The organism is Shewanella sp. ZOR0012, assembly GCF_000798835.1.
GTDB lineage: Bacteria > Pseudomonadota > Gammaproteobacteria > Enterobacterales > Shewanellaceae > Shewanella > Shewanella xiamenensis.
Window position 1 is genome coordinate 2,630,097 of the sequence record NZ_JTLE01000094.1, and the last position, 12,117, is coordinate 2,642,213.

Consider the following 12,117-nt stretch of genomic DNA (forward strand, 5'->3'; position numbering starts at 1 on the left):
CTTATTATTTACTAATGAGTTTAATTGAATCTTCGGCGATAACCCACTCTTCGTTGGTTGGGATGACCATAGCGACAGTACTGTTGTCGGCGGTGATAATGCCTTTTTTACCGAAGCGTGCCGCTTTGTTGCGCTCGCTATCAACATGGAAATTAAAGATTTGCAGCATGTTGAGCACTTTCTCGCGGATAATATCGGAGTTTTCGCCGATACCGCCAGTAAAGACTACGGCATCTAAACGACCAAGTGGAACAGTATAAGAAGCAATGTATTTCGCTAGACGGTAGCAGAAAATCTCCAGTGCTAAGGTTGCACCTTTATGGCCATCGGCATAACCTTCTTCGATGCCACGGCAGTCGTTAGTCAGTTCAGAAATCCCCAGCAGACCACTTTGCTTGTTCATCAGGTTGTTGACTTCTTCCAGCGTGTAACCGAGTTGGTGTACTAAGTGGTAGATGATCGATGGGTCGAGATCGCCACAGCGTGTGCCCATGACTAAGCCTTCAAGCGGCGTCAGTCCCATTGAGGTATCAACGCTCTTGCCGCCTTTAACCGCCGTCACAGAGGCACCGTTACCTAAGTGCGCGCAGATCACATTGGTTTCTTCTAAAGGCTTGTTCAACACTTTAGCGGCTTCACGGCTGACAAACAGGTGGCTAGTGCCGTGCATACCATAACGGCGGATACCGTGCTCACGGTACAATTTGTATGGCAGGGCGTAGATGAAAGCGCGCTCTGGCATGCTTTGGTGGAACGCAGTATCAAAAACAGCCACTTGTGGCAGTTTAGGGAAAGACGCAATGGCGGCGCGAATGCCGATAAGGTGCGCAGGGTTATGCAGCGGTGCTAGAGATGAACACTCTTCAATACCTTTGATCACATGCTCGTCGATGATCACAGAGCGGGTGAACTTTTCTCCACCGTGTACGATACGGTGACCTACGGCTTGAATTTGTGCGGCTAATTTAGGTTGACCCGCGAGGATTTTATTGACGATAAATTCAACGGCTTCACGGTGAGCGGTGAATGCACCTAAAGAGGACTCATGTTTTTCACCGTTGATTTTCCATTTAATGCGCGAGTCTTCTAAGCCAAAACACTCGGCGAGGCCAGAGATCTGATCGTCACCTGTTTGCGCGTCAATGACGGCAAATTTGAGTGAGGAGCTACCGCAATTGAGTACTAAAACCAGTTTATTAGACATGTGTAAACCTTTTGCCATTGTGTTTAAGTTAACGATTCAAAATCTTGGGAACACGCGAGTAATTTGCCATCACAGTCTTGGGGCGAAGTGCCAGATTGTGCTATGGTAAAAGCAGTATTCCTCTGTAGTAGGTGTCTAAAATTGAGTCTCAATATTCTCAAAACCTTAGGTGACGGTCGTCGTTATATGAAGACGTGGCCTATGGTTAGACAACTGGGTTTGTATTTTCCTGAGTATCGGGTGGTACGCGCCACTCAGCTTGCCATTCTGGTGATGCCAGTATTGGCAATTTTAGCGAGTGTGAGTCAGCTCTATACCTATGGTTGGGGATTTTTACCCCAAGCACTCACTATCGCGTTGTTTTTTATCAGCCTGCCATTGCAGGGCTTGTTATGGCTAGGCTGGCGTGCGCGCCATCCATTACCGTTATCGCTGTTCGACTGGAGTAATCAGTTGAGTGCGAAATTGTCTGCCATGGGCATTCATTGCCAATCCTTGGGCGCTAAGGCGTGTTACCTTGATATGGCGCTCATCTTAAAAATAGCCTTTGAGCGCTTAGATGCCAGTTATTGGGAGGAGCTTTAAGCCTCCCTTGACGCTTAATATGCCGCGTTAATCCCCTGTGAGCTAAACACGGCTTTAATTTTTTCCATGGTTTCGCGACTAGGTGGTGCGACACCATCAAGTTGATAGCTTTCTCCCATCGCTTCCCACTTGTGTTTACCAAGCTCGTGGTAGGGTAGGAGTTCTACTTTTTCAATATTCTTCATGGGTTTGATAAATTCGGCCAGTTGTAATGCCGAGGCTTCATCATCAGTAAATCCACCCACGACCACATAACGTATCCAAGTTGGCTGATTGCGTTTGGCGAGGTACTCGGCAAATTGCAGCGTTCTGTGGTTGCTAACCTTGGTCAGTTCAATGTGTTTATCGTCATTCATCTGTTTGATATCGAGCAAAACCAGATCGGTATTATCGAGTAGCTCATCAATCACTGGTGTGTACTTACGCACAAAGCCATTAGTATCTAAACAGGTATGAATGCCTTCTTTTTTACAGGCTTTAAAGAGTTCGGCGACAAACTCCGCTTGTAATATGGCTTCGCCGCCGCTAGCGGTGACGCCGCCGTTGCTGGCATCGAGGAAGGGGCGGTAGCTAATGATTTGGCTCATTAACTCGTCGACTTGTACTTCCTTACCTCCATCGAGATCCCAAGTATCACGGTTGTGGCAATATTGGCAGCGCATTAAACAGCCCTGCATAAAGGTGATAAACCGTATGCCTGGACCATCCACTGTGCCAAAGGATTCCACTGAGTGGATCCGACCGGTAACTGCCATTGTGACTCCTGTTGAAATAAGTGAGGCTGTAGCACATTGTACTACAGCCTTACCTAATTTAGCTTACAGACCTTTTGTGAACGTACGCGTGATCACATCTTGTTGCTGTTCTGGAGTCAGTGAGTTGAAGCGAACTGCATAACCAGAAACACGAATGGTCAGTTGTGGATACTTGTCTGGGTTGACAACCGCATCCTCGAGCATTTCACGGTTCATCACGTTCACGTTCAAGTGTTGACCGCCTTCGTGTCCTTCGTTGTGGGCAAAATATCCGTCCATCAACGCTGCTAAGTTGGTACGACGACCATCTTCATCTTTACCTAGAGCATTAGGTACGATAGAGAAGGTGTAAGAGATACCGTCCTGAGCGTGGGCGAAAGGCAGTTTAGCCACTGAGGTTAACGAGGCGATTGCGCCTTTTTCATCACGGCCATGCATTGGGTTTGCACCCGGTGCAAATGGCGCACCTGAACGACGACCGTCTGGTGTGTTACCGGTTTTCTTACCATAAACCACGTTCGAGGTGATGGTCAGAATTGACTGAGTTGGGATCGCGTTGCGGTACATTTTACGGTCGCGAATTTTCGCCATAAAACGTTCAACTAAGTCACAGGCGATATCGTCAACACGTGGGTCGTTGTTACCAAATTTTGGATAGTCACCACTGATCTCAAAGTCAACGGCAATGCCATTTTCATCACGCACAGGTTTAACTTGAGCGTACTTGATGGCTGACAGTGAGTCGGCTGCGATTGAAAGCCCTGCGATACCACAGGCCATTGTGCGACGTACATCTCTGTCGTGCAGCGCCATTAGCGCAGCTTCGTAGGAGTACTTGTCGTGCATGTAGTGAATGGCGTTCAGTGCTGTGACATATTGCGTTGCTAACCAATCCATTAAACCGTCTAAGCGATTCATCACATCATCAAAGTTCAGCACTTCGTCAGTGATTGGGTCGGCTTTTGGCGCGATTTGGATTTTCAGTTTTTCGTCAACGCCACCGTTAATTGCGTACAACATGGTTTTGGCGAGGTTTGCACGGGCACCGAAGAACTGCATGTGTTTACCCACAACCATTGGGCTCACGCAGCAAGCGATCGCATAATCGTCAGATTGGAAATCTGGACGCATTAAGTCATCGTTTTCGTACTGAATTGAGCTGGTGTCGATAGACACTTTTGCGCAGTACTTTTTAAAGCCAACAGGCAGTTTTTCAGACCAGAGCACAGTGATATTTGGCTCAGGGCTTGGGCCCATGGTGTATAGCGTGTTCAAGAAGCGGAAGCTTGATTTGGTCACCAGTGTACGGCCATCTAAGCCCATACCGCCGATAGATTCGGTTGCCCAAATAGGGTCACCTGAGAATAACTCATCGTATTCTGGAGTACGTAGGAAGCGCACCATACGCAGTTTCATCACGAAATGGTCAATCATTTCTTGAGCTTGTTGCTCAGTGATAACACCGTTTTTCAGATCGCGTTCGATATAGATATCCAGGAACGTTGAAGTACGGCCTAAAGACATCGCTGCGCCGTTTTGGCTCTTAACCGCAGCTAAGTAACCGAAGTAAGTCCATTGGATAGCTTCTTTAGCATTGGTTGCTGGGCGAGAAATATCGAAACCGTATTTTGCGGCCATTTTCTTCATTTGGCCCAGTGCGCGGTGCTGCTCGGCAATTTCTTCACGCAGTTGGATAACGTTAGATAAATCTTCGCCGGCTTCAAACTGGGCTTGCAGTGAGCTGAACTGGGCAAATTTATCCTTCATTAAGAAGTCGATACCGTAAAGTGCAACACGGCGATAGTCACCGATGATACGGCCACGGCCATAGGCGTCGGGTAAACCGGTTAATACACCGGATTTACGACACGCCATGATTTCTGGGGTGTAGACGTCGAATACGCCTTGGTTGTGGGTTTTACGCAGTTCTGAGTAGATGTATTTAACATCTTCATCTAGTACGCGATCGTAGGCGGCGCATGAGCTTTCCACCATACGAATACCACCGTTAGGCAACATAGCGCGTTTGAGCGGCGCATCAGTTTGTAAACCAACAATAGTTTCTAAATCTTTATTGATATAACCCGCGTCATGGGAAGTGATGGTTGAGACCATCTTAGTATCGAAATCTACTGGCGCGTGGGTGCGGTTTTCTTGCTTGATGCCTTCCATCACTTTGTCCCACAACTTGGTTGTGGCTTCGGTGGCACCGGCTAGGAATGACTCGTCACCTTCATAGGGAGCATAGTTTTGTTGAATAAAGTCACGTACATTGACTTCAGATTTCCAATCGCCAGGGGTAAAACCTTCCCATGCGTTGGCAAACAGTTCAGTTTTGTCGGTCATCGTACTAATACCTTTTGGTTGAGATAAAGGTCATTGGCGCTCATGGGGTAAGCCATGTTGAGTATAGGCCAATTGCTATTTCCTGATTAAAGCTCCCTTCAAGATGACGCCCTATGATGGGAACTGGAACTTGGGGATGTTTATCGCGCCAAGTGTCTGTCTATTGATACCCGATAAGATGACAAATATACGTTTAACGTGGATTATCGGCTATCGATAACTCTTTTTATAAATTGGTAAGACCAATTATCCATAAGCATATTAACATAGCTCTTACTGTCTCGCATCTTAAACGGGCGAGTTTGTCCTCTGTTAATCTTAAATTTGCTAGCGAGGTAGCATTTTTTTAGCACAATAAGGATTAAAACACGCTTTTGTTGGCCCATTGCGGGCTGAAGCTATCGCTTATTTAACAGACTGTCGCGCTTTTAACCGGCGAAAGCTATCACCGTATCGATTGATTTTTAATGGTTACGATTTAATCTCCAATTGGCAGGTAAAGCTGCGATGAAAAAGGCCTGATTATACGGAATGCTTGGCGGTGCTAAAGCATTTAAAGTTGTGGAGGTTGATGCGGAATATTGTTGTGTTGGGCTTCGAATACTGTGATTTCTTGTTGAGCCGCTATTTAAAAGATTACAGCACTTAGTCAACAAGCTGCCATCTCAGTGAAGGATACTCATGCTTCACTCACTCTGTATAAGGTTAAATCTGCTTAATCTAGTCAGTGAATAATGCTTAGATGGGCGGTGATAAATTGGCAAAATGCAAACAGAATTGGTATGACCAATTAACCTTTTGTGTTTGCCTCTTCAAAAATTTTACATTTTACCTGTGAATAACATCACGCTTTGGCAAACTCTGCTTCACGGCGAACACGATTTGTATGTTACAAAGCGTGACTTTAGTGAGTCATCATTTAAGCAAGTCTTAATGTAAATTTTGATTGGTTTGATCTGCGCCTCGGCGCTGTAGGAGAGACCTATGTTGCAAGTTCGCGTTTGTTTATCGGGTTTGGGAGTACGGTTATGAAAGACTCACATGCTAACGCTCCACAGACATCATCAAATGGCTATGAGCCTGTGCAGGTTTCTTCGCATTTTAGTTGTTATCACCAAGCCGAAATCTATGGCAAAAGTAAAGTGGTTAAGGCGCCTTGGCAATCCTTTGGTTTAGCTGTGTTTGCGGGAGCCTTTATTGCTTTAGCCTTTGTGTTTTACCTGACCGTCACCACGGGCGCGGACGATAGTGCATGGGGCTTAGTACGTCTTGTGGGCGGTATCGCCTTTAGCTTAGGGTTAATTTTGGTCGTGATTTGCGGCGGCGAGTTGTTCACTAGTTCAGTCTTAAGCAGTGTGGCTTGGGCGCAAAAACAAGTGACTACCAGTGAGTTACTCAAATGCTGGACGCGAGTTTACCTAGGCAACTTTGTCGGCGCCATGTTGATGGTCGGCTTGATTATGGCGGCGGGTTTATATGAGCTTGATGGCGGAAATTGGGGACTAAATGCTTTAAAGGTTTCACAACATAAGCTGCACCATACATGGATTCAAGCATTTAGCTTAGGTATTTTATGTAATATGCTGGTATGTCTTGGTATTTGGATGACCTTCGCCAGCCGAGAATCGCTAACCAAAGCCATTTTATTGGTCCTACCTGTAGCCATGTTTGTTAGTAGCGGTTTTGAGCACAGCATTGCAAACCTGTTTATGGTGCCGTTTGGGATAACAATTCAAGCTGTGGCAAGTCCTGAGTTTTTTGCTTCCTTAGGTATTACCCAAGAACAATTTGCCGATTTAACCGTAACAAATTTTGTATTCAATAACTTAATTCCTGTGACCTTAGGCAACATCGTCGGCGGCGGCGTGATTGTTGGCCTCGGCTATTGGTGGATTGAGCAAGGACAACTTGCCTTACCCGATCCACAAAAATCCCATCAGGCTCATTTTTTCGCGTCACCATTGCACACTGAAAAGGCGAAAAATAGCCAAGAGACTAAGTCATTAAGGGACTAAGTAATTAAGAGAAAGTAATCAAGAGAAAGTAATCAAGAGAGTAAGTCACTTAGGTTTATGAGTCTCTCTTTGAGTGATATTTGCCTTAGGCTCATAAAAAATGCCCAGTTTTACTGGGCATTTTTTTGTTTTTTCACCGCAAAGGCTTTTTTATGTAGATTACTTGTTTGTGATAGATGTGACCATTTTGCATATTCATGCAAGTGAATGAAGATTTTATATACTGATTTAAAGCGCTTTAGTTTATAGTGCGGCCTTTTCCGTTTGACATAAAATGGCGCATCTATGACGACTCCACCTTCGACGAATCAGCCAACAGAGGCAGCTCAGACTGCTCCGGCATCATCCGCTTCACACACTCCCTCACCATTTCAAATGCCCGATACCTTAGTGATCATCTTTTTTGTGGCATTGCTTGCGGGATTAATGACTTACTTTATCCCCATCGGGTCGTTTCAAACCCAAGAGGTGCATTATCTGGCTGATGGCGTCGATAAAGCGCGGACGGTGGTCGACCCTACTTCTTTTGCCTATCAATTGGATGCTGCAGGCGAGCCTAAATTGCAACCTGTGGCATTGTTTAAAGGCGAGGGCGGGGTTGGCTTTTTTAACTTCGCCTTTGAGGGCCTAACTTCAGGGTCTAAATGGGGCAGTGCGATTGGCGTGATCATGTTTATGCTGGTGATTGGCGGCTCTTTTGGGGTGGTGATGGCCACAGGCACCATAGATAACGGCATCTTAAAGTTAATCGATAAAACCCGTGGCAATGAAAAGTTGTTCATTCCGGTGATATTTACGCTGTTTTCCCTTGGTGGCGCCGTGTTTGGCATGGGAGAAGAAGCCATAGCTTTTGCCATTATCATCTGCCCATTAATGATCCGTTTGGGCTATGACGGCATCACCACTGTGATGGTGACCTATGTGGCGACTCAAATTGGTTTTGCCAGTTCTTGGATGAATCCCTTCAGTGTGGCGATTGCCCAGGGTATTGCGGGAATACCGGTTCTTTCAGGCAGTGAGTTTCGCTTTCCTATGTGGCTTGGATTCACCTTGATCGGGATTGTTTTTACCATGCGTTACGCCCATCGCATTCAGCAGCAACCCAGTTTATCCCATAGTTTTCAGTCCGATGCTTATTTTCGAGAGCATCATGCCAATACGACATTAGAGAGTCGCTTTAATCTTGGCGATATACTGGTTTTAGCATTGTTAGTGCTCACTATGGTATGGGTGATTTGGGGCGTAGTGGTAAAAGCTTGGTTTATCCCTGAGATTGCCAGTCAGTTTTTTACCATGGGTATGGTAGCTGGCGTCATTGGCTGTGTGTTTAAACTTAATGGATTGACGCTTAACAAGGTGGCGCAGAGTTTTAAGGACGGCGCTAAAACCATGTTAGAGCCTGCTCTTTTAGTGGGATGTGCCTCGGGGATTTTACTGCTCCTTGGCGGCGGTGCACCGACTGAACCGAGTGTGTTAAATACGGTACTTAACAGTGCTGGCGGGGTGATTGGCCATCTACCTGATGCGCTCTCGGCGTGGTTTATGTTGCTGTTTCAATCTGTATTCAACTTTTTTGTGACTTCAGGGTCAGGGCAGGCTGCCTTGACTATGCCACTGATGGCACCTCTTTCTGACATCGTTGGTGTGACGCGCCAAGTGGCGGTATTGGCTTTCCAATTAGGTGACGGGCTGACCAATATTATTGTGCCTACTTCAGCGTCTTTGATGGCCACTCTTGGCGTATGCCGCGTCGATTGGGGTAATTGGCTGAAATTTGTATGGCGCTTTATGTTGCTGCTGATGCTGGTCTCAAGCGTAATGGTGATTGGCGCGCATTATCTTGGATTTAACTAGGTGCGAGAATTTAGCTAGGCGCAAGGGGTAACCTGAAGCAGCGGGGTAAATAGGAGCTAAGGTTTGACTCAGTCATATTGGTTAAACAGCAGATAAAAAAACGGCATCCGAGGATGCCGTTTTTGTTGTGGTTTTCTATCTTCCTAAAGGGAAATTAGAATTTCACTTTGTATCCTGCAAATACGACACGACCTAAGATGTTATGAGTATCTGTATCGTATCCTGGGTAGCCTAAGCTGTAGTTAACAGTCGGCATTGCATCAAACAGGTTACGAGCACCTACAGTGACTTTACCGTAGCTGTCGAAGTCGTAGTTCAGTGTCAGATCCCACGTGGTGAAAGATGAGAAGTCTTGTTTATTCGTGCCAACTTCTTGTTGCTGTGGCGTTTCACCATCGTAAGAATCAATGTACTTAGCAATCAAAGATGCAGAGAAGTCATCAATTGCATAGCTAAATGTCGTATTGAAGCGTAGTGGCGGATAACCTTTAGTACCTAACACATCATAACGTTTAGCAATTGGGCTTGCTTGTTCGGTGTATTCCAGGGCATAAGTACCTTCAACTGCAAACTTAAATGTACCAATTTCCCCTAAATCGAAGTTTGACGTGAAAGATACGTCAAGACCCGAAGTTTGTACGCCGTCCATGTTGATGTTGCCTGCACCAATCTCATCGATAGTGCCATCAGCTTTACGTTTAACATAGATGTATTTAGGGTCATAGGCACCTAAGCCACCAATTGCTTCTAAGTCAACGATAGTTTGTGCACCGATGTAGCTTACTTGATCAGTGATTTCAATGTTGTAGTAATCAACAACAAAATCGATATTCTCAGTAATATTCCACACTGCGCCGAAAGCGTATTGAGCAGATTTCTCTGGATCTAGGTCTTTATTACCTGAACTCTTACGCAGATATTGGTTATCTTCACAAGCAGGATTACCGTTTTGTTGATCAGGTGGTAGACTTTGGCACAGAGTAGTATCTGTGACTCTGTCGTAACTGGTTGCTGGTTTGCCTAACAGGTCATCTAGTGACGGTGCTCTAAAGCCTTGGCCATAGGATGCACGTAGCACTAAGTTATCTAAGGCTTCGTAACGTACGTTTACAGAGCTAGAAAGCTGACCAACATCTGGTAAGCTATATTGGTCGTAACGGCTTGCGAGCTTCACGTTCAAGTGATCTAAAACTGGTAACTCTAACTCAACGAATGCCGCTTTGTAGCTTCTATCGCCAGCAGAATCACCACCATAAGTCCCTAATACGTTACCTGCTGCTTGTTGAGCGTCACGGGAATCTTTGTATTCAATTTTTTGGTATTCCATACCAACAGCATAACCTAAGTCACCGCCAGGTAAGGAAATTGGAGCAAGTGCCGCCCATGACAATCCGGTGCCGGTTGTATTTGAGGTTGCTTTACGAGTAGCTGTGTGTAAGAAAGTATCTAAAGTGGCTTGAGTTGCGTTGCCACCTTCAACGAATGGGTTATACAAACCTTTATCAACCGCTTCTTGCAGCTTATCTTCGAAGACATAAGAGTCAGTTTCAATGTTTACAATTTGATCTGAGTATTGAACGTACCAGCTCAGAGAGCCTGCATCTAACTCAAGGTTTAAACCTGTTACTATGTCAACTACATTTGAGTCGAATTCCGTTGAACGGTCTGCTACGCCTTTCAAGCGATGATAAGCTTGAACTTCTGACGCATTAGCTGTGCCGAATGTTGGGTTTAATGGGTTATCGGCTGCTATGTATAGGTTAGGAGTCCACAGCGCAGTAGAAGACGTGATGGATTTATCACGCATTACGATAGCTTGACCAAACCACTCTAATTCATCAGTAATACGGTAAGTCATATTAGAGAATACAGAGTCTTTTGTTTGATCTGGGAGATAGTCAGTACCGTCAAACTGGTTAAAACCACAAGCTGAACCGTCTTTGGTGGTTACAATGCGATCGGCTGGACAATCTTTACCTGGAACCTGTAAGCCGGTATAGACAGGTGTGCCGAATGTGCCATCTGCGCCTTTCACTGGACGAGATTCAACTGGACGATATGTGCCTTCTGGCGCATACAAGCCGCTACGGCCGTATTTCTTATCCCAGTTAGCGGTTAAGTGAGGACGTTGGCCACCTTGCAGTGGATCAAATTGCTTGTGTTCGATGATTACTAAGCTGCTGCTTTTATCACTGGTATTACCAAAAGTGATAGAAGCCGACTTTTCATCTCTTCCGCCTTGAGTTGGGCTACCAAATTTGGCATCAAATGCTAAACCGTCGAAAGTCTTCTTAAGGATGATGTTGATTACACCACCGATAGCATCTGAACCATAAATTGCTGATGCACCGTCACGTAAAATTTCAATACGTTCAATTGCATCCATTGGAATTAAATTGAGGTTAGTGGCATCACCACCAAATGTAGCAGATGGCGCAATACGGCGACCGTTGATCAAGGTTAGCGTACGGTTTGAGCCTAAACCACGCATACCTGAGCTAGCATGGTTACTTGCAGAACTACCTGCATCGCTAATGAAGCTACCGGCAGTGTTAAATGGCATTTGTGCTAAAACAGCAGAAACATCGCTTAAACCTGTTTTTGCAATATCTTCAGCAGATAAAACTGTTACTGGTAACGCTGATTCCATATCCGTTCTTTGGATACGTGAACCTGTTACTTCAATGCGTTCTACCTTAGCGTTATCTCCTTCTTCAGCGTAAACAGCCATACTAGATAAAGCAGCTGTTGTAGCACCACCAATTAACGCAAAGCGAACCGCTTTGGCCAATGTTGAATTAGCGCGCATATCATTCTCCCTTAACACTTGTTATTTGTTTAGTTGTTATTTTAATTAAATACGGAACGTTATAGGAAATAAGTGCCTATTTAATTAGGCTTCAGATATAACCACAAGAAAATAACAAGTGCAACAGTTGATATTGATGTTGGTTACGATGTGTAAAGGTGTTTTGTTGCAAAAATGTTTGTCTTAAGTTGTTTTTTATTGGTTTATTACTGGCTTAGGGTGCGTTTAATCTTTTTTGCTAATGAAAACATGGCTTTTGTTTGTTTTTGTTTGTTAATTTGTTTTTTATTTGTAAAAATTGAAAGCATTTGTAATAAAAAAATAATCATACTTTTTCAGTATGTGTAGATTTAAATTTAAGCAATATTAAATATACAGATTTTTATGCGGTATTTTGGAGTCTTTAATATTGAAAATATCTTAACGAAAGGATTTAAGAATGGTTTTATAAAGCTGTTATAGCCTTTATTAAATTTTTGAGAGTTCTTTTTACTTTGTCAGTCTAAAGTTTTGTGAGTGAATTGATGGTGTGGATTTTAACTTGAAAAG

The 12,117-nt window shown here is 44.6% G+C and carries 7 protein-coding genes; 3 read left to right on the forward strand and 4 right to left on the reverse strand.

Annotated features, from left to right (window positions below):
• Nucleotides 1–4: 4 nt before the first annotated feature.
• Entirely contained in the window at nt 5–1,204 is a 1,200-nt protein-coding gene (ackA, locus tag L976_RS13215; protein WP_047537366.1) for an acetate kinase, read from the reverse strand.
• Nucleotides 1,205–1,345: 141 nt separating this feature from the next.
• Between ackA and yfbV the strand changes: the two genes are divergently transcribed.
• Nucleotides 1,346–1,789, forward strand: coding sequence for a terminus macrodomain insulation protein YfbV (yfbV, locus tag L976_RS13220; RefSeq protein WP_086023991.1), 444 nt, complete (start codon nt 1,346–1,348; stop codon nt 1,787–1,789).
• Nucleotides 1,790–1,803: 14 nt separating this feature from the next.
• Here yfbV and pflA read toward each other — a convergent pair whose 3' ends face one another.
• Together pflA and pflB are read right to left on the reverse strand one after the other, a co-directional pair.
• Nucleotides 1,804–2,544: a pyruvate formate lyase 1-activating protein gene (gene pflA, locus L976_RS13225; protein ID WP_037419790.1), complete on the reverse strand. Its 741-nt coding sequence runs from the start codon at nt 2,542–2,544 to the stop codon at nt 1,804–1,806.
• A 63-nt stretch (nt 2,545–2,607) separates the two neighbouring features.
• On the reverse strand, nt 2,608–4,890 hold the full coding sequence (pflB, locus tag L976_RS13230) for a formate C-acetyltransferase (protein WP_037419792.1): 2,283 nt from the start codon (nt 4,888–4,890) through the stop codon (nt 2,608–2,610).
• Nucleotides 4,891–5,918: 1,028 nt separating this feature from the next.
• On the opposite strand from pflB, the gene focA reads away from it, so the two are divergent.
• Together focA and yfcC are read left to right on the forward strand one after the other, a co-directional pair.
• On the forward strand, nt 5,919–6,905 hold the full coding sequence (gene focA / locus L976_RS13235) for a formate transporter FocA (protein ID WP_047537369.1): 987 nt from the start codon (nt 5,919–5,921) through the stop codon (nt 6,903–6,905).
• 285 nt (nt 6,906–7,190) lie between these two features.
• Nucleotides 7,191–8,759: a putative basic amino acid antiporter YfcC gene (gene yfcC, locus L976_RS13240; protein WP_081990919.1), complete on the forward strand. Its 1,569-nt coding sequence runs from the start codon at nt 7,191–7,193 to the stop codon at nt 8,757–8,759.
• A gap of 154 nt (nt 8,760–8,913) precedes the next feature.
• On the opposite strand, the gene L976_RS13245 is transcribed toward yfcC, so the two are convergent.
• A complete protein-coding gene (locus L976_RS13245; RefSeq protein ID WP_047537372.1) occupies nt 8,914–11,568 on the reverse strand; it encodes a TonB-dependent receptor plug domain-containing protein in 2,655 nt (884 codons plus the stop codon).
• Nucleotides 11,569–12,117: the final 549 nt, after the last annotated feature.

Excerpts from the sequence above, each read along its gene's own strand:
- ackA (WP_047537366.1), bottom strand. The coding sequence starts at position 1,204 with ATGTCTAATAAACTGGTTTTAGTACTCAATTGCGGTAGCTCCTCACTC.
- pflA (WP_037419790.1), bottom strand. The coding sequence starts at position 2,544 with ATGGCAGTTACCGGTCGGATCCACTCAGTGGAATCCTTTGGCACAGTG.
- pflB (WP_037419792.1), bottom strand. The coding sequence starts at position 4,890 with ATGACCGACAAAACTGAACTGTTTGCCAACGCATGGGAAGGTTTTACC.
- focA (WP_047537369.1), top strand. The coding sequence starts at position 5,919 with ATGAAAGACTCACATGCTAACGCTCCACAGACATCATCAAATGGCTAT.
- yfcC (WP_081990919.1), top strand. The coding sequence starts at position 7,191 with ATGACGACTCCACCTTCGACGAATCAGCCAACAGAGGCAGCTCAGACT.
- L976_RS13245 (WP_047537372.1), bottom strand. The coding sequence starts at position 11,568 with ATGCGCGCTAATTCAACATTGGCCAAAGCGGTTCGCTTTGCGTTAATT.